The organism is Pseudomonas reinekei, from assembly GCF_001945365.1.
GTDB classification, from domain to species: domain Bacteria; phylum Pseudomonadota; class Gammaproteobacteria; order Pseudomonadales; family Pseudomonadaceae; genus Aquipseudomonas; species Aquipseudomonas reinekei.
Genome location: NZ_MSTQ01000005.1, coordinates 425,137 through 443,649, shown reverse-complemented (window position 1 = coordinate 443,649; position 18,513 = coordinate 425,137). Strand labels below are relative to the sequence as shown.

Here is an 18,513-nt window from a genome sequence, read left to right as displayed (position 1 = left end):
AGCTCCCTCGCCACACACCCCATGGGATTTCAGTCAGGTTGAGCCATCCGGAAACCTTCCTCAGGTGTTGGCTCACGCCGAATCATCCGCTTCATCTTCCACTCAAACGCCAGCGTCAAACTGACCGCCGCACAAGCCAGGCCCAGCGCCAGCCCCCACCAGACTCCCGTCGCCCCCCAATTCAAATGAAAGGCCATCCACCACGCCGCCGGTGCGCCGATCAGCCAATAGCAGCCCAGGCCGACCAGGAAGGTGGTCTTGGCGTCCTTGAGCCCGCGAATGCAGCCCATGGCGATGGTTTGCGTGCCGTCGAACAGCTCGAACCATGCCGCCACCGCCAACAGACTCACGGCCAGTTTGATGACGTCGTGGAACGCCGGGTCGTTGTGATCCAGGAACAGGCCGATCAACTGATTCGGCAGCAACCAGAACACCATCGCAAAGCACAGCATCGCCGCCGCACCGAAGGCGATGCCGACCCGACCGGCCAGTCGCGCATCCAGCAATTGCCCGGCGCCGTAATGCTGGCCGATGCGCATGGTGATCGCATACGACATCCCCGCAGGGATCATGAACGCCACCGAGACGATTTGCAGAGCGATCTGGTGCGCTGCCAGTTGCGTGCTGCCCATGGTGCCCATGCACAGCGCCGCGAACGCAAACAGCCCGACCTCCACGGCATAGGTGCCGCCAATCGGCAGGCCCAGGCGCCACAGTTCTTTCAGGTACTGCCGGTTGAGCCGCAGCAAGCCCTGGCGCAGCGGATAGGCGTCGTAAGCCGGATGCCGGCGAATGTGCCACGCCAGCGCCAGTGCCATGAGGTTGGCGACAATCGCGGTGACCAGTCCGATGCCCATCAAACCGAGTTTCGGCAGGCCGAACATGCCGGTGATCAATGCGTAGTTGAGCAGGAAGTTGGCCACCGTACCGCCCAGGCTTATAACCATCACCGGTGTCGCGCGGCCGATGGCGCTGGTGAAGCCGCGCAACGCCATGAAGCTCAGGTAGCCGGGCAGCGCGAAGGGCAAAAAAATCAGGAATTGCCCGGCCGCCTGGACGTTGCTTTCGGTTTGGCCGAACAGCAACAGCACCGGTTTGAGGTTCCACAGCAGCAACCCGGCAACCAGCGCCATCAACCAGGCCAGCCACACCCCGGCCTGGGTCAGGCGGGCCGCGCCGAGGATGTCGCCCGCGCCATGACGGATCGCCACCAGGGTGCCGACCGCCGCGATCACGCCGATGCAGAAAATCGACACGAACGAATAGGACGCCGCACCGAGCCCGCCGCCGGCCAGTGCCTCGGGGCTCAGGCGCGCCATCATCAGGGTGTCGGTGAGGACCATCAACATGTGCGCCAACTGCGAGGCAATCAACGGCCCCGCCAGCCGCAGGATGGCCCAGAGTTCAATACGCGCTGGATGCTGCATGGTCATCACGCTCGAATGTCAGAGAGAACAGGAAAGCGTCGATTCTCGGCGCTTCGCGGGGATTGCACAAAGGGATAAAAAGGATGGATGGCATGATTCAAACTCATGCTGGAGAGTTTCTGCTAGGGTGGCGCAACCTCGCTATAGGAGCTTTCCGAATGTCACGTCGTCTTCCTCCCTTGTATGCCCTGCGCGCATTCGAAGCGGCGGCGCGGCATAGTTCGTTTACCCGCGCAGCGGAAGAACTGTCGATTACCCAGAGTGCGGTCAGTCGGCATATTCGTACCCTCGAAGAGCATTTTGCCTGCCGCTTGTTTCATCGCAGTGGCCGCAACCTGCAACTGACCGAGTCCGCCCGTTTGCTGTTGCCGGGTATCCGCGAAGGCTTTACTGCCCTGGAACGCGCCTGCAACACCTTGCGCGCCGAAGACGACATCCTGCGCATGAAAGCTCCGTCGACCCTGACCATGCGCTGGTTGCTGGCGCGCCTCAGCCGCTTCCGCCATCTGCAGCCGGGCAACGAGGTGCAACTCACCAGCGCCTGGATGGATGTCGATTCGGTGGACTTCAACGAGGAACCATTCGACTGTGCGGTGTTGCTCAGTAATGGCCATTTCCCGCCGGACTGGGAGGCGAGTTACCTGTTCCCCGAGGAGTTGATTCCGGTAGGCGCGCCCAATCTGTTGAACGATCAGCCCTGGGATGTGGCGCGCCTGGTCAACACCGAACTGCTGCACCCGACGCCGGATCGTCGCGACTGGCGTAATTGGCTGGAGCGTATGGGCCTGGCCGAGCAGGTGTCGCTCAAGGGCGGACAGGTGTTCGATACGCTGGAGCTGGGCATGATCGCCGCCGCCCGAGGCTACGGTGTGTCCATGGGCGACTTGCTGATGGTGGCGGAGGATGTGGCCCAGGGTCGTTTGAGTCTGCCGTGGCCGACTGCGGTTGCCAGCGGGGAGAAGTACTACCTGGTCTGGCCAAAAACCCGCCCCGGCGGCGAGCGCATGCGCCGTCTCAGCGACTTTCTGCAAGGCGAAGTCCGGGCCATGGAACTGCCCGAAGTCGTGCACTTGAGCTGAAACGATGAAGCCGCAGAAGTAGCAGCCTTGCGCCATATCCTAACGCGTTACTCAAGTATTGCCGTTTGCCGCCGAAAATCTCCTCGTGGGACCTACGTGCAGGTTCGACGCTACCCCCATTATTAGAAATTTTGCTGAGCATGCGTCGCGATCAGGATGATCCGGTCGCTCGGCCAGGAGCTGTCATGTCTCAACCTCGTGCCCGGATCGCTTCACAGCTTGGTCTTGCGCTTGCCGTGATACTGGCGATTGTCATCACCGGCAGTACCTTGTTTGCCCTGCGTTCGCTGGACGCGGCCAACCTGGCCACTCGCGAAGAACACCTGGCCAGTGAGGCCCGGCTGTTGGCCGATCAGTTGAGCACCTTTCACGGCACCCTGCGTGAAAGCACCCAGCGCCTGGCAGGTCTGTTCGAAAAGCGTTTCAGCGCCGGCCTGAGCGTGCACCCGGATGAACCGGTGGCCGTCGCGGGTACGCAGACGCCGGGTCTGCACCTGGGCAGCGAAGTGCTGAACAATAACTTCAAGGAAGTGGACGACTTCAAGCAGATGACCGCCGGTGTGGCCACGGTGTTTGTGCGCAGCGGGGAAGACTTCATTCGGGTCAGCACATCCCTGACCAAGCAGGATGGCAATCGCGCGATCGGCACGCTGCTTGATCACGCCCACCCGGCCTATGCGCGGCTGATGGCGGGGCAGAGCTACGTGGGGCGCGCCTTGCTCTTCGAGCGCTTCTACATGACGCAATACACCCCTGTGCGCGATAGCAGCGGCAAGGTGATCGCCGTGCTGTTCGTGGGCTTCGATTACACCGACGCGCAGAATGCCCAGTTCGAAAACCTCAAGCGCTTCCGTATCGGCCAGACCGGCTCTCTGGCGTTGCTGGATGAGCAAAACAAATGGCTGGTCCCGATTGCGGGTGTGCAGGCGCTGGATCAAGCGGTCCCGGCCGTCGTGGCGCTCGCGAAGACCCCGGGCAAGGGCGTTTTCTGGAACGACTCGTCGCAAGACTTCTACAGCATTGCCGTGCCATTCGAGGACGGTCCGTGGTCGGTGGTGGCGAGCATGCCAAAAACCGAAATCAGCGCCGTGACCTGGAGCGTCGGCATCCAGTTGGCCATCGGCAGCCTGCTGGCGATGTTGATCGCGGTGGGTTCGGCGGTCTGGTTGCTGCGCAGCAAACTCGCGCCGCTGGATGATCTGGTGCGTCAGGCAGAAGCGTTGGGCGCAGGCGACCTGAGCGTGCGCCTGAGCGTGACAAGCAACGACGAAATCGGCCAACTGGCCCGCGCGTTCAATCAGATGAGCCAGGCGCTGTCGACCATGGTTGAGCACATCCGCAACGCGTCGATGGAGGTCAACAGCCGTGCCCAGGCCTTGTCCGGTTTGTCCGGTGGCGCTTATGAAGGCATGGAGCAGCAGTCGGGCGAGATCACCAGCATGGCCGGTGCGGTGGAAGAGTTCAGTGCCACGTCCCTGAACATCGCCGACAACATGGGCAGCACCCAGCGTCTGGCGCAGGAAAACGCCCAGCAAACCCAGATCGGTCGCACGTCGATGGACGAAGCGTCCTCGTCGCTGGAGCAAATCGCCGGGGCGTTGAACAGCACCGCGACGGTGATCAACACCCTGGGCCAGCGTTCCCAGGAAATCGGCGGCATCGTCGGCGTGATTACCTCGATTGCCGAACAGACTAACCTGTTGGCGCTGAACGCTGCGATCGAAGCCGCCCGCGCCGGCGAGCAGGGTCGTGGCTTCGCTGTGGTGGCGGACGAAGTGCGTAACCTGGCGTCCCGTACCCGTCAGGCGACTGACGAAATCTCTGTGATGATCCAAAGCATTCAGCAGGAAACCGGCAACGCCATCAGCACCATGGAGCAGGGCAACGTGCTGATGCAGGAAGGCCTGTCGCGCAACGCCAATGTCGCTTCGGCACTGGCGCGGATCGACGAACAAAGTCGCTCGGCCGGTCAGCAGTTCGCCGCGATCACCACCGCGACTCAGGAACAAAGCAGTACCGCGACCTTGCTCAGCAGCAATCTGCAAAGCATCGCCCTGGCCAACAGTGAGCAGCGTGAGGTGGTGTCCAACCTGGCGGTGACCGCCAAAGAGCTGGAGAAGCTGGCGGCGGATTTGCGCTCTGAGGTCGACCGGTTTCGTTGAGTCGCTTTTGAAATAGCTTTCGCGAGCAGGCTCCCACATTTGATCCCGGTCGGCTGCAGCCTGGATCTCTGTGGGGGCGACGCGGTATAGGCATTTACTGCGTCGCCGGCCGATACTGCAATGCTTCCGCCAGATGCTCGCGGTTGATCCCGTCAACCTGCTCCAGATCAGCCAGTGTCCGCGCTACCTTCAGCAATCGATGCGCGGAACGCAGCGACAGGGTCAGCCGCTCACAAGCGGTTTCCAGCCAATGCTCATCGGCTGTGGATAACGTGCAGTAGCGGCGTAAACCCGGCAGATCGAGAAAAGCATTGGCACACCCCTGACGCTTCTGCTGGCGCTCCCTGGCTTCGGCCACGCGTAATGCCGCGCTGGCACTGTCCTCTCCCGGTTTAAGGACTGGATTCAACGCGGTGGCCTCCCGCGCCACGGTCAGGTGCAAATCGATGCGATCCAGCAAGGGGCCGGAGAGTTTGTTGCGATAGCGCTGGACCATGTCCGGCGTGCAGGTGCAACGACCGCTGGGTTCGCCGAGAAAACCGCAGGGGCAAGGATTCATCGCCGCGACCAATTGAAAGCGCGCCGGAAAACGCACGCGATCCTTTGCGCGGGAAATCACGATATGGCCGGACTCCAGGGGTTCCCTCAGCACTTCCAGCACTTTGCGCTCGAACTCAGGAAGTTCATCAAGAAACAACACTCCGTGATGGGCGAGCGTGATTTCGCCGGGTTGCGGTTTCGAGCCGCTGTAGGATTTAGAAATAAATGAGACAGTGGTTCACTACAACCCTTGTAAACCGTCACAAAAATGCTGAAATAGCTGAGACGGTTTTTCAGATTAGGCGCGACAAAACTACCTATGGATAAAAATAGTTGCGACATTCCTAGGCCGCGCCCGACCCGCGCGATCAAACCCACTAAACGCAGTATGTCCGGGGTCTTTCCGTTTCGATCAGAGGAAGGGATTCCTTACGAATCGATGCTGGAGCGCGATTTTCTCGCGAGGACGGCTTTTTCCCGCGACGTAGAAATGATTGTGTCCCAGCCTGTGAAAATTGATTTCGCCGGTAGAGATGGACGCCCCTTCCAGTACACGCCAGATTTCTTAGTCTACTACCGACTGGGTAACCGCAGTTTTGAGCAATATCCGAAGCCATTGTTGGTGGAGGTAAAGCCGGAAGCAGACTGGCGAGCGAACTGGAGAAAGTGGCTACCTAAATGGAAAGCCGCATGGCGATACGCCAACGAGCAAGGTTGGAGCTTTCATATCCACGATGAGAGCCGCATCCGTGATACGGCCTTTGCCAATGTCCAGTTTTTGGAGCGTTACAAGCGCTTCCACTATCCCCCTGAGAACACGGCATGGATTCTTGAAACGGTCAGGCAGATGGGCGTGGTGCCGTTCCACTATCTGCTAGCCCGGCATTTCGGTGGCATTTATCAGGCTGAAGGCATCGGTCACATCTGGCACCTGGTGGCGACTCGGCAGTTGGATTGCGATATCCGACTTCCACTCAATAGTTTTCTCGAACTTTGGATACCTGAGTGATGAGCGATCAAGACAAAAAAAACGACGAGCTGGTGCCGTTTGTACCTGATCGAGCTCGCGTTGATGTCAACATCAATTCGATGGTGACGCATGCGAACCACGTCTATCGAATCTCTCAGGTACTAGATTTCAAGACGGTCATCGGCATCGACGTCGAGTCCGGGCGCGCAGCATCGCTTCCAGTTGCAGCTCTGAGACCCGTGCCAAGGGACAAGGTCGAAGGGCTCTACGTCAATTACGACATCGAGATGATTGCAGCTGAAGAGTGGGCCGTTGCGCAGACTCGTTATGCCGCTATTCAGCCATTGCTGGGTAACTCTGTTGTTGGGCGTAAAGAGGTCGAAAAGCGAGCCAAGGAAGTCGACGTGGCACCCGCTACTCTTTACCGATGGTTAGAGCGATACAGAACCTGGGGCGAGCTTCTGGCGCTTATTCCACGCAAACGTGGCTGGCAACAAGGAAATTCGCGACTGTCGAAGGTCGCGGAAGACATCATCACGTCAATCATCAATGATTTTTTCCTGACGAACCAACGACCCACTGTTCAAGAGGCTGTCGCGAGGGTTAAAGAGGCGTGTGAAAATGCAAATGTCACTCCTCCGAGTCCTTCCGCGATACGAGCTCGTATAAAGCAGGTTTCGGACAAGGATTACTTCCGTGGCCGTGGTTTCGCTGAGATTGCGCGGAACAAGTACATGCCTTCACCTGGCTCGTTTCCGGGAGCCGATTATCCGCTGTCCGTTGTGCAGATCGATCACACCCCAATTGATGTGATGCTGGTGGATAAAGTCCATCGGCTTTCGGTCGGCAGGATGTGGCTGACGCTGGCAATTTGTGTCCATACGAGGATGATCACTGGGTATTACTTGGCATTTGATGAGCCTTCGGGCATCTCGGTCGCTATGTGCCTCGTTCATTCCGCGCTTCCCAAGGAGGATTGGTTGACTGTCCATGGCCTAGAAGGTGAATGGCCGGTCTGGGGTTTCCCAGCAGTCCTGCATTCTGACAATGGCCCCGATTTCCAGGCCGAGAGTTTGAAGCGTTCTTGTTCGTTGTATGGCATCGAAAATCGATTTCGTCCCGTGAGGCGACCTAAATTCGGCGGGCATATCGAGCGTCTGTTAGGCACGTTCATGAAGAAAGTCCACTCGCTTCCCGGAACCACCTTTGGGAATGTCGACGACCGTGACGGTTACGATTCAGAAGGTAAGGCAGCACTGACGGCTGAAGAGTTTGAGATTTGGCTGGTTCGGGAAATACTCAAATACAATCAGGAATACCATTCCAAAATTTTCATGAGCCCCGCGCGCAAGTGGCACATCGGTATCTTCGGAAATGTCGGCGTTGATCCGCTGGTGGGCTTGCCGATGCGTCCTGCTGACCCCTTTACGATCCAGCGTGATTTTCTGCCTTCATTCGAGCGGACGATTCAGCATTATGGCGTTGAACTAGACGTACGCTATTACTCAGAAGCGTTGCGGCCGTGGATCAATGTCAAGGATGGGGCGACAGGCAAGACTCGCAAGTTCATCTTCCGACGAGATCCTCGGGATATCAGTGCCCTATGGTTCTTCGATCCGTTGATCAAGCAGTACTTTAAGATTCCGGTGGCGAACCAGGCTTTCCCTGCGGCGAGTATCTGGGAGTATCGAGCGGCGAAGAAAAGAGCAGTCGATGAGGGGCGAAGTCAGATAAACGAAGAACTCATCAAAAGGTATATCCTTGAAAACCGCAAACTGGTCGAGTCTTCGAAGGCGCTAACCAAGAAAGTGAGGCGTGAAGCTGAGCGGCACCATCGCCATTCTAAGAATGTCACGCCTGCTGCACCTCAGCCTCAGTCAGTGGAGCGCAAGCAGGAGACTTTTGCCAAAGGTATTCCGGAAGGCATGGTCGACTTCGAGCTGGAAGGCTTTGGAGATGTTTCATGACCCAGTACACGCACGTTCATCCGGAGTTCCGAGCTGTTGTTCAGCTGGCTGATAGCGAGCGTATTCACTTTCTTGATCAGCCTCGCTGGATTGGCTATCCCGCTGCTCAGAAAATCTTGGATACCTTGCTGCATTTGATGCAGATGCCTGCGCGACCGCGCATGAGAAATCTGCTTATCGTGGGCGATTCCAACAACGGCAAAACCACAATCGTGCGTAGGTTTATGGCCTTGCACGGCGAGGGCTACGTCAATGAGGAAGGAGATGCTGTTAAACCCGTCATACTGACTGAGTCGCCTCCTACATCTGGCGAAAAAGGACTGTACATCGCTATCTTGGATCAATTCTGGGCCCCATACCGCGAGTCTGATTCTGTTACCAAACTTAGGTACCAGGTTGTTCACATGTTCCGCTCCTGCAGCGTCAGGATGCTAATCATCGATGAGTTTCATTCGTTGCTAACCGGGTCTGCGATAAAGCAGCGTGAAACAATGAATGCCCTCAAGTTTCTCTGTAACACGCTAGCAATTCCAGTGGTTGGGGTCGGCACCGCTGATGCAGTCCTAGTGCTTCATACGGATCCCCAGCACGCCAGTCGTTTTGATGTGATGCCGCTGAACACATGGCAGCCTAATGCGGAATTTCAGAAATTGGTCAAAGGGTTTGAGTCAGTCCTTCCGCTTCGCGAGCCGTCGGGTTTGTATCGACCTCATTTGGCGCAGTTGCTTCACTCAATTTCCGGCGGGAATACCGGAGATCTCCAACGACTACTGCTTGAGTGCGCGACAGACGCCATCAAGTCCGGCAAGGAGCATATCGACCAGTCGATAATTGAGAGCAAATCATGGCTACGCCCTACACGTGGCATCCGCGAATTGATCTAGGCAATTCAGTGTGGCCCAGGACGCCGCCGATTATGGAAGATGAGTTACTCAGTTCCTGGCTGGTTCGTACGGCATTGGCGCATGGATGCGCGCCATTGGCTCTGAGCGGTATCGTGTGGCCTAAGTGGCGTGCGTTCGGCAATGATCTTGACCGTGGGATGCGCACTGAACGAGCGGCGAGCCTCGGTCGCTTAGCAGGATGCACCGTCGCTCAGGTTGAAAGTTGTAGCCTGCATTCTCTGGTTGAGACCCTCACCGATAAACCCACAGCTCCCGTGGGAACATGGCCTTGGATACTTGCACGAGGTAGTAGGAATCTTCGTTGCGCGGCTGGGTTGCAACTCTGTCCATCGTGCTTTGCTGAGGCTGTGCCTTACTACAGCATCCGTAGTCGACTTGCCTGGCACACTGTCTGTGCACGTCATCAAACCTGGCTAATCGACCATTGCCCGAATTGCTGGGCGGCCTTACAGCCTCACTGTCTCTTGCCCCCACATCAAGATTGCTGTGCATGCCACCGATGTGGCTATTTATTGTCGACGACGCTGGTCGAGAAAGCTCCTGACTCCTTCTTGGCGTTTCAACAAGCGGCCGATGAGTGTTTAGCTGGACGGCAGGTGACGCAATGCCAGTCTATGGCCACGCATGATTGGTTCTGCTGGGCGAGGAGCATCGTATCTTTCGTACGTTTTGCCTCGCTTCATCCAAGCCGATCGCTCATCGCAGTGCTCGATGAATTAGGGATCGGTACGATCGGAGTCAATTGCTCGGGCCTTGCTTTTGAAGCACTTCCAGTGAGAGACCGTGCGGTACTCCTAAGGCAGGCTTGGAAAATCATGTCTTTGGATCCGATGATTTTGGTCAAGGTATTTAGGGCACATGAACTTCCACGGTCAGCCATTCAATTGCCGCGTGGGAGCAGTGTGCCTAGCAGTCTTTCCATCATTGTGCAGGCGCTGCGAGATGGGCCGAAAAAGCATCGATCAAGGCGCGTATCTGGTGGTGCTCGACCAAATGCCGCCAAGGCCTGGGCGCGCCTGTTGAGGAAGTTTTCAAGAGATGGCTGACAGTGAAGAATCCAGGTCGAGCGTTTGCGAAGGCTGCGGTGCGTCATTTTTCACAGTCAAGAAGATATATAAGCAGCAGAGGTATTGTTCGACCTGTTATGCCCGCCTTTTTAAGCGTCGCGCTTGTCCGCGCTGCGCCAGCGTTGCACGCCTACCCACTTTTGATTCGAAAGCGGTCTGTCAGCGCTGTTTATCAGGTAGCCCGTGTGTGCGCTGCGGACGCACAGGTCGGCGGGTGGGGCGAATGACGCCCTATGGGCCTGCCTGTAACTCTTGTGCACATTACTTCACTCAACCTCAGCCCTGTGAGATATGCGGGACCTATTCAACGCGACGGAGTCGAGTTGTGGCGGACGGAAGGACGGTTAAAGCTTGTCCTAAATGTGCACGCATTGGTTTTGAAACCTGCGCTTTGTGCAGGCGCAATCGGCAACTAACTTTGCGTCCAGACGGGCGCAAATTGTGCTGGCTGTGTTCGACGGTGGGAACAATTTCCTGTTGGTGCTGTGGGGCCGATATGCCTGCTGGGGTGGGGAAAGAATGCAATGAATGCTACTGGCAGCGCACCTTCAGAAAACGTCTTGCCATGGACGTTGAGGCGTTGCGCAGTGCCGAAGTGAAAGACGATTTTCTGCGATTCGGCGACTGGCTACCTTCGCACACTGATTACAAAAAAGCGGCACGTTCGATCAACCGGTATTTACTGTTTTTTCGAGAGGTCGAGAAACATTGTTCCTGGCCTCCAGCCTACTCAGACCTGCTGACGCATTTTGGCGCTGAGAGTCTTAGACGCACGCGGCTACCAGTGACCTGGTTGATTGAAAATCGAGGTGTGGCGGTAGATGGTCGAGCCCGAGCACTGGATTCGGAGCAGCGGCGGATTGAGGTATGTTTGGCATCTGGGGTGGGTGGGCAACAACGCGAGGCGTTGAGTGGCTATTACAACCTGTTAATGTCTCGCGTAAGCACTGAGCAAACGTCGCTGCGTTCCGTTCGGTTGGCGCTCAGTACTGCGACGAGTCTACTGATCGAAGTGCACCGCCACACGGACGAGCTACCTGATGCCGATGAGATATCCCGGTTTTTAAGGCATGCGCCTGGACGGATGGCCTCGTTGACGGGGTTCATCCACTACCTGAACTTGAGATTTGAAGCTGAAATCGACATTCAGATCTTGAGGGGTAAGGCGAAGTCATTTGGAAGGCGAAACCTTGAGCACGAACTCTTCACTTTGTTCAAAAGGACTCGCGCTGGCGAAGATGTCACAGAACGATGGATCCTCGTGGGGCTCAAATATTTTTACAGCCTCACCCGTCGCTCGATGCGGGGAATAACCGTACGCCCCTTGGCCGACGGGAACGGTTTTGAGGTGTCTTTCGAGCGACAAAACTATTGGATTCCGTCCCCGTGCGACGCGGCGCAGCGTTCAACCGACAGGTTCTGACTGCAGGGTGAGATTGAGTTCGGCAAATTTTCCAATTAATACTCCTTCAAACAGAAAATCGCCCCGCGCTCGTGGCGAATGATTGAAGGTGGTTTTAGGAAATCCTGCCTCAAGTCGCATGTTTTTCACCTGACCTTCGACGTATCGTATGCTCGAACAAACCTCTCGCAATGCTTGTTCCGTGTCCGTCCGACTGGCATTGATTTCCAGCAGTAATCCCTGATGACCCTTAGCATCGTCGCTTTTCTTCTCACTCACGAAACGCGGTCGGCGTTGGGATTCGATGAGGAAGAAACTACGCGAATCAGCACGTATCCTGATAATCAGTAATCCCCTCAATACCTTCTCTCGAACATCCAGGTAGGCCCAGTTGCGCACCTTCGGTGATACGTTTGTGTCTTCCATTGGCCGCAACAGTTCGAGCTCAGGAGGGCCAATCTGCTGATAGCCTCGCTTGAAGGTGAACCATTGCACACTGGTAATTAGGGGATATTTATCGGCCATCCGTCCACATGCCTCCCAGATGTCTTTCAAGTCACCCTGTCTTTCCCATTTGTGTTCGGTGTAAAACACGACCGAGCCAACGCCTTTATCCGTACCTTGACCCTCACCTGGTGCGTGCAGGGGATGATCCGTGGACGAAGGAATGGTTCTTCCCCTAACGCCTGCATGCGTTCGGCGCGACTTTATGATTCGCCTTCTTTCGCCAAGCAGAATGATTTCAGGGTTGGGTACTCGAAGCTTTTCTGAATCGACATCCGGAGGTTCCACATCGGTTAGCGAAACCCTTTGATCTTCAGGTAGCTGTTTGATTCTGTGTTCTCTGCACCAACCGCCATCGAGGGTTCCATCCGTTGCGAAGCTGGAGCGTTCGATTTTTACCGGCGGGCCTTTCGGTTCGCTGACGCCGGTCAGATCCAAGCAAAGGAAGGTGTTATCGTCCAACCACTTTCCTGCTCCCGTCAACATTGCGCTGCCCTCGAACCATGGCCCGACTTTTAGTTGGGCTTTGTTGGAGCTAGCCGCTGAACCAAATTGAACTTCGAGCTCAGAGTAAATGCTCCTGCAGGCTTTCTGGGTATGCGGGTCATAGAGCAGATGCCATAAAAATACCGCCTCTACGGAAGACACCCAATTTTTCAAGCACACCCGCTGATCATCTGGCTCCATGGGGAAGTCATAGAAGAATCGCTCCAAGACAGTGTCCCATGGATAGGTGGCAATCACCCTGGCGGACTCCGAGTTACGGCCGTAATAGCGAGTAAAGAACTCGAGACACGGTATAAGGAGTTTTTTTGTACGTCCGAAATCAATTTCGACGAGCCAGGTTGTGCCTTCCCGCCAGGGAATACCGTGCACCGCATTGCCCATTAACACGGTGTCGCGAGCCTGAACCAAGCGCCACTTTTCGCCGTCCTTGAAATCCACGAACGTGAGTGGAAGGACTTCCAGCTCCATAGCTCCTACCCATCGGCCGCCCCGCCAACAACTTCCGATCCTCAGATGGCCAAGAAACGACAATGCGACAGGGAGAACTTCAACAGTGCCCAGTACTCCGTCAGCCTCCCGTCTGCGAAACACCACATCAACTAGCGGTTCATGTGATTTGTTGGGGCTCTTCCACACGCCGCCGTAAAACCAGACGAGCAGGTCGTAATCCTTTTCCTGAAGAACGCCCGCAAAATTGACGTTGGATTTGGAAGCTTTTTGATAACGGTATGGGTCAGTAAAGAAGGACAACGGAGCACCAGTGCCTGAAGCGGTGGTGTACAAATATCACAGTGTTGTGTCATGTCGCTACTCTTCGACTGTCCGATCCGACATCACGTCTGTGACTATCTTGAATAGCCGAGGGCAAAAACTGGAATCATTTTAGTTTGCTTCAGAAGTGATATCGCCGATGAGGCTGTTCTTACTGGCTTGATAGAACGGAAAATAAAAAAGGCGCCACTATTGAAAGAGGCGCCTTAGGTGAGCATGAAAATTTTAATGCAGACTTGCTATCCTATCTCTGTTTTCTAAAAAATCACTCTCCGAGATGGACAAACAAAAAGCCGCGCTATCATTTGAAATGATTCTCTCCTGAACGCAATCAGACACAATTTTTGCGAAGCGTCCTCTTCTCGATTCAGGAATCGAGGGCACAGGAGAGTAGCTCAAGCAGGCTTCTTCACTGATGACCCAATCATTGGTATGAGAGTAATCAACGTTTGAGAACTTTTCATCTGGACCGATAAGTTTTGCGTTAATCAGTTGCCACTTTGCAGTTGTTAATCCAACTCCAAAGCGTTCCATAACTGCGCGAAGTCCATCCTCAGCCCTAGGGTGCAAGCTAAACAATTCTCTTACACCTTGAGCCGGAGCCAGGAATTCTGCGGCGAAGGCGTTAGCTCTTGCCTCAACCTCATCGTAAGAGAAGTCTTGACTTTCGGTAGCTCGATTAAAATCGTCGTACTCATCCACAACGAGTTTATTCAGCCTGTGGTCGGGATCCCACAATAGATGCCCCAGTTCGTGTGCCAACGTTGTACGTCGCACCCAAACATTTGAGTTCGCGCCATTGGTGTTCAGAACTATGCCTCGTCCAGTGTCGCTAGGCGAAACGGTAGCTCCAGCGAATTTACTAGAGAAGTCCGACTGCACGACCGGAATGCAGAGTTTGTTCTCGACCAAATCTGACAGAGAATGAATAGGATCAGTTTCGCCAATGCCAAGAAGTTTTCTAGTTAGTGCTGCTAGCGCATAGCCTTTCTTGTAAGCGGGCCACTTGTAATCATTATCTGGCTTGATGCCGAGGTCACGTATAACGTCTGCTTGAGAAACGCCAAGTTTCGATTGCAAGCTGAGTTGCTTCTTAACTACCCAAGCTGACTCGCTTAATCGAAGAACCAAGGCGGAAGATAAAAGGCCAGCGCCATCACCGGCGCCTTTAAAGAACTCCTTAAATCTTACACCTAATTGTGGATCGCCCCCTGAGCCCGGCTGATATCCTATGACAGATTCATCAAGTACTAAAGAGCGAGATATTTTTTCAATGTCTCTGAACGGCAATATGGAGTCGCCAGTTTCGAAAGATATTAAACGCTCTACATCTATATTTGTGGCTCGTGCCAAATCTTCAACCGACAATGACATCTCAGAGCGTCGAGACTTGATCGTTAGTCCTGGTTCGCCTGCTTTCAATATTAATGGGACAGCATTTTTGTGGCTAAGTCCGAGTAATATGTTCGAGCCAAAATTATCTAGTGCCTCGCGAGCAGATAGTTTTCGGCCCGTCGCGCGCTCATTCGCAAATGCGATTTGAACTTGGCTTCGCACGAACTCTCTATTTGATGTGCGCGCGCGTTCCTCGACACTGTCGCCGGTACTTTCTACACCGAATACAGCATCGAGTGTCACTTTATCCCACAGAGTTACTGCCATTTTGGCTGCCCCACTAACACAGTATTTGGCTCGCCTGTTTCTTCGTCAAAACCCATAGAGGCTACCTGGAAACCCTCACATTTGAACGAAGCTACAGCATCCGCTAGCTCCTGGTCGGTCTTCGGCCCGTACCGACCTGAGCTGCCACCAATCAACATCGATTTTTCCGCAACGAACCATAGCTCTCCCCCGCAATGTGCGAGAGCACCTCCTGTGAGGTTTGTGTGCTTGATCACAGGAGTCTTGAGCGTTTTGCCAAATTCAAGCGACTCAATCGCCACAGGGACTTTTTCGGTTCCGATAGCCCATAGATAGGTATTGCCGCGAGCGTCGTAAACTCTCGGTGGCTCGCTCAACCTGATGTCGTTGAGGCTGGTCGGAAAAAATTGGAGCCCAGCCGATTCTGGAATTAGCACGAGCTCGTCATCGTTTCGAATTTTATCAGCAGCTGGTTCGCGTGCTGGGTAGACATCCCTGAATGTTGAAAAGTCCATGATTCCACTTGGAAATTTTGAGGTTGAAAAAACTGAGCCACTTAGCGCCATGCTTTCAGACTCAGGTTAGCCGAAAAATAGGCAATTCTGCCTATCATTTGGCGCGTAGATTATCTTTTTTGATGGGTTATGGCCATCATTGGCCAACCGCTCGTCGACAGATGAACTGGATTTCATGAAGAGATTTAGAGCTTTGAATGGGCACGCGGGCTTTCTCTGACAGAAGCGCGTTGAACCGACCTCTGATCCCAAACATTTGGCTGTGTGAGTAGTGCTAGTCTGACGGTACTCAAATGCACTGAACGATGGATTGAGATCTCATTGTCGCGATTATTTTGAGTTAATGAGGTATGACTTGATCTCGACGCCAGATGGTCGCGGCGGTTGCGTCTGGTTTGAAATTGGTAATCCCGGCTGATCCCAGAGGCGACGTGGCTTGCAACGGTGGGTCGAGAGTGAGCGTCTGTCCAGTGCTGCCCAACTGCAGTTGGGTGAAGTACACGTCGTACCTGTCGTTGACCTTGCTGATTTGCCGACCAAATAGGCGGCTACCTCTTGGAATGGCCACGTTCTCGAAGTCGTCATAAACATTCTCATAGAGCATTGCGGATACATGGTCAGGATCGACACGCTCCAAGGTGATGTTGAGAAAGGTGCCCTGAGTCACTTCATAAGGCTCACTCTGCGGTCGTTGAGCCATCACCGGTGGCTGCTGGGCCTGCACCACACCACAAAACATCAAGACGAGGCTGATCAGTAAGGCCCAAGTCAATTTTCTACGTTCCATTAACCGCTCCAATACAAAGCAACGAAAATGCTCACCACCCACAACGGGATCTGAGAGCAATAAGGTTTGGGGAAAACGGTGATTAATCTTCGCTGTCTGGCTGAGCTTTGCGAGGGTGAGTCACAGGCTGAGCGAAAAACATTGTGCGCTGAGACGCTGGCACAAGAATGTCAGTGGACTTGATGCTGCTGCCTTTGCGGCGTTTGGTTCGTCCATCCTTGTCGAAGACTTCAATATCCTTGCACAGGATGGGCATGTGCAATGCTTCACGAACGATGCTTTCGTTGGCCATTGTTCCGTTCGCCATGGCTCTCATCATCATGCCGAATGACTGTGTGGGCTGCTCGTAGATCTTTCGAGGCAGCAATTCAGAAAGCTCTGTCTCAATGCGCTTGCTCGTCACCCCATCGAAGAAATGCTCATCACCAAAACCGAGGTTTTGCTGATCGGTGACCTGGATATCGCGTTTAGTGTCGTAGCCCACGAAGAGTGCCGGCGTCATGGAGTGCGAAAAGTGATTACCGTATTTCCAGTGAATTTCTTTCATCACCGCATTGGCGCGGTAGCTTTTGGCAAGATGAATAAACCAGTACGTTCTTGGGTTAGAGCCGAAGGGCGTGATGAAGAAGACGGTCATGAACTCTGCACCGCTTTCTCTCAGGATTCCTTCCGCCAAAAATCTTTGAATAAGGTGCTGCCATTCCCTGCGCATGGTGGCTTTGAAGGTTGGGAGCTTGTCCCAAGGAATGTATTTCTCCAGGTCGATGTTTTGCAGTGCTTTGCGGTTTTCGTCTCGCTCGGACAGGTAGTCAATTAGGCTGTCCACGTTGAACGTCAGCAACACCTCGGCATTTTCTACTTGTTTGAAAATGGTTCGTATGCTTGAAAACGGTACGTCCTTGTAAGCGTACTGGTCGAGAAGGAAGAGTGCGCGTTCAGACAGCTTGAATTTTTTTATCCGATCAATGAGGGCGGCAAGGGCATTAGTGAAGCGCGACTTCAACAGAAATACATTTTGATCAATGAGGTGGCTATAGCCTTTCTCGAAGAGCACCGCACGCAGGTAATCGATATTGTCTTTCTTGATGTCAACGAAATAATATCTGGCTCTGACCTCGCGTTCCTGCCTTCTCAAAATATTGAGCTCTGCGACGGTTTGCTGGACGGTATCCAGAGCAATAATGGGCGATCCGTAATGAGTACCTAGGCCGTCATCGTCTTTGTAAACACCACCCCCGCAGAAGCCATCGATGATGTTTATCCCTATCTTGGGAATTCGCTGATTGCTCATCACAACCGTGATGTAGGTACGGATATAGTCCTCAATGATCTTGTGCTTGATCTTGCTGTGAGGATCGATCTGGGGATACGTTCCTGTGGAAATGTTCCATTCGTACTTTTCATCCTTGGCCATTCGGAGAGTCCCTAACTCAGGCTAAATTCAACAGAGGTATTTCATCCCAGGTTTGACCGTTTAGCAGTCGACCATTGGCTTTCTTCGAGCGCTTGACGCCGTCTGCACCCCAGCCGCCCCATTGCTTGAAGAAGAAGGCTGAGCCATATTCGTCGCATTGGCGATGAATATTGTCGACCCATTCCTGCTGCATCGGACGTGCCTTGTTGCCCGATTCTCCACCGACAATTACCCAATGAATGTCGGTCAGGTCGATTTCACCCAGGTCTTCCAAAAGAGGTTCTGCGGAGAGGAATCTGATCGTCGCGTTTACTTTACGCAGGCAATCGATGCGAGGAACGCCATAAGCCTTGTCTTCAACTGAAACGCCCAGCCACGCATTGGTCGGAGGCGTGCGCTTGGTGAAGTAGTCCGCCAGCCTTTCTGCGCGCTTTGTAAGGATCTGAAAGGTGTGCTGCGTTGCGTCCCGGATGACGTCAAAGACCTGATCAATGTAGTGGTCGGGGACTTTTTCATGAAATAGATCCGACATCGAGTTTACAAAGTAAATAGTCGGCTTTTTGCGCAGCAGTGGTTCACGCAATTTCTCCGGACGCAGGCTGAGCTTGAATCCATTCTCGTAGCCAGGCGTTCCCATTGCTTGCAGGCGGTGAGCCATATTTTCCGCATAACAATGTTTGCAGCCCGGTGATACCTTGGTGCACCCAACAATTGGGTTCCAAGTCATTTCAGTCCATTCAATACTCGTCTGGGTACTCATTGCACTTAAACTCCTGTCGTGCAGGAAGATCTTAATAACGGATTCGGGTTTAAACTCTGATCATCGAAATGCTTAGAGTTTTTTCGAGTTCCTGC

The 18,513-nt window shown here is 54.3% G+C and carries 14 protein-coding genes and 1 pseudogene; 7 read left to right on the top strand and 8 right to left on the bottom strand.

The window, feature by feature from the left end:
- Positions 1-29: 29 nt before the first annotated feature.
- The gene (locus BVK86_RS11175) at positions 30-1,427 is read right to left on the bottom strand and encodes a NorM family multidrug efflux MATE transporter (RefSeq protein ID WP_075946518.1); all 1,398 of its coding nucleotides are present in this window, start codon (positions 1,425-1,427) and stop codon (positions 30-32) included.
- A gap of 158 nt (positions 1,428-1,585) precedes the next feature.
- Here BVK86_RS11175 and BVK86_RS11170 point away from each other — a divergent pair, with 158 nt between their 5' ends.
- Both BVK86_RS11170 and BVK86_RS11160 read left to right on the top strand, forming a co-directional pair.
- A complete protein-coding gene (locus tag BVK86_RS11170) occupies positions 1,586-2,506 on the top strand; it encodes a LysR substrate-binding domain-containing protein (protein WP_075946492.1) in 921 nt (306 codons plus the stop codon).
- Between the two features lie 185 nt (positions 2,507-2,691).
- A complete protein-coding gene (locus BVK86_RS11160) occupies positions 2,692-4,668 on the top strand; it encodes a methyl-accepting chemotaxis protein (RefSeq protein ID WP_075946491.1) in 1,977 nt (658 codons plus the stop codon).
- Positions 4,669-4,762: 94 nt separating this feature from the next.
- Here BVK86_RS11160 and BVK86_RS11155 read toward each other — a convergent pair.
- Positions 4,763-5,413 (bottom strand): annotated as a pseudogene (locus BVK86_RS11155) (ATP-binding protein); the annotation flags it as partial.
- A gap of 234 nt (positions 5,414-5,647) precedes the next feature.
- Here BVK86_RS11155 and BVK86_RS11150 point away from each other — a divergent pair.
- From BVK86_RS11150 to BVK86_RS29035, 5 genes are all read left to right on the top strand, one after another.
- The gene (locus BVK86_RS11150; protein WP_083659321.1) at positions 5,648-6,217 is read left to right on the top strand and encodes a TnsA endonuclease N-terminal domain-containing protein; all 570 of its coding nucleotides are present in this window, start codon (positions 5,648-5,650) and stop codon (positions 6,215-6,217) included.
- Positions 6,217-8,145 carry a Mu transposase C-terminal domain-containing protein gene (locus BVK86_RS11145; protein ID WP_075946489.1) on the top strand — a complete coding sequence of 643 codons (1,929 nt, stop codon included), beginning with the start codon at positions 6,217-6,219 and terminating at the stop codon, positions 8,143-8,145. The genes BVK86_RS11150 and BVK86_RS11145 overlap by 1 nt, the downstream gene beginning before the upstream one ends.
- Entirely contained in the window at positions 8,142-9,029 is an 888-nt protein-coding gene (locus tag BVK86_RS11140) for a TniB family NTP-binding protein (protein ID WP_075946488.1), read from the top strand. The genes BVK86_RS11145 and BVK86_RS11140 overlap by 4 nt, the downstream gene beginning before the upstream one ends.
- Positions 8,990-10,096 carry a TniQ family protein gene (locus BVK86_RS30515; RefSeq protein ID WP_083659320.1) on the top strand — a complete coding sequence of 369 codons (1,107 nt, stop codon included), beginning with the start codon at positions 8,990-8,992 and terminating at the stop codon, positions 10,094-10,096. Before BVK86_RS11140 ends, BVK86_RS30515 begins: the two co-directional genes overlap by 40 nt.
- A gap of 517 nt (positions 10,097-10,613) precedes the next feature.
- Positions 10,614-11,540 (top strand): hypothetical protein, encoded by a 927-nt coding sequence (locus BVK86_RS29035; RefSeq protein WP_083659319.1) that lies wholly within the window; start codon positions 10,614-10,616, stop codon positions 11,538-11,540.
- Here the strand turns inward: BVK86_RS29035 and BVK86_RS11125 are convergent.
- The 6 genes from BVK86_RS11125 to BVK86_RS11100 form a co-directional block, all read right to left on the bottom strand.
- Positions 11,523-13,280, bottom strand: coding sequence for a hypothetical protein (locus BVK86_RS11125; RefSeq protein ID WP_231977967.1), 1,758 nt, complete (start codon positions 13,278-13,280; stop codon positions 11,523-11,525). The genes BVK86_RS29035 and BVK86_RS11125 overlap by 18 nt on opposite strands.
- A 246-nt stretch (positions 13,281-13,526) precedes the next feature.
- Positions 13,527-14,963 (bottom strand): XRE family transcriptional regulator, encoded by a 1,437-nt coding sequence (locus tag BVK86_RS11120; RefSeq protein ID WP_075946485.1) that lies wholly within the window; start codon positions 14,961-14,963, stop codon positions 13,527-13,529.
- On the bottom strand, positions 14,954-15,457 hold the full coding sequence (locus tag BVK86_RS11115) for a hypothetical protein (RefSeq protein ID WP_075946484.1): 504 nt from the start codon (positions 15,455-15,457) through the stop codon (positions 14,954-14,956). Before BVK86_RS11115 ends, BVK86_RS11120 begins: the two co-directional genes overlap by 10 nt.
- 340 nt (positions 15,458-15,797) lie before the next feature.
- On the bottom strand, positions 15,798-16,244 hold the full coding sequence (locus tag BVK86_RS11110; protein WP_075946483.1) for a TraB/TrbI/VirB10 family type IV secretion system protein: 447 nt from the start codon (positions 16,242-16,244) through the stop codon (positions 15,798-15,800).
- Positions 16,245-16,326: 82 nt separating this feature from the next.
- Positions 16,327-17,658, bottom strand: a complete 1,332-nt coding sequence (locus BVK86_RS11105) for a three-Cys-motif partner protein TcmP (RefSeq protein ID WP_075946482.1) — start codon at positions 17,656-17,658, stop codon at positions 16,327-16,329.
- A 16-nt stretch (positions 17,659-17,674) separates the two neighbouring features.
- Positions 17,675-18,418, bottom strand: coding sequence for a phage Gp37/Gp68 family protein (locus BVK86_RS11100; protein WP_075946481.1), 744 nt, complete (start codon positions 18,416-18,418; stop codon positions 17,675-17,677).
- Positions 18,419-18,513 lie beyond the last annotated feature (95 nt).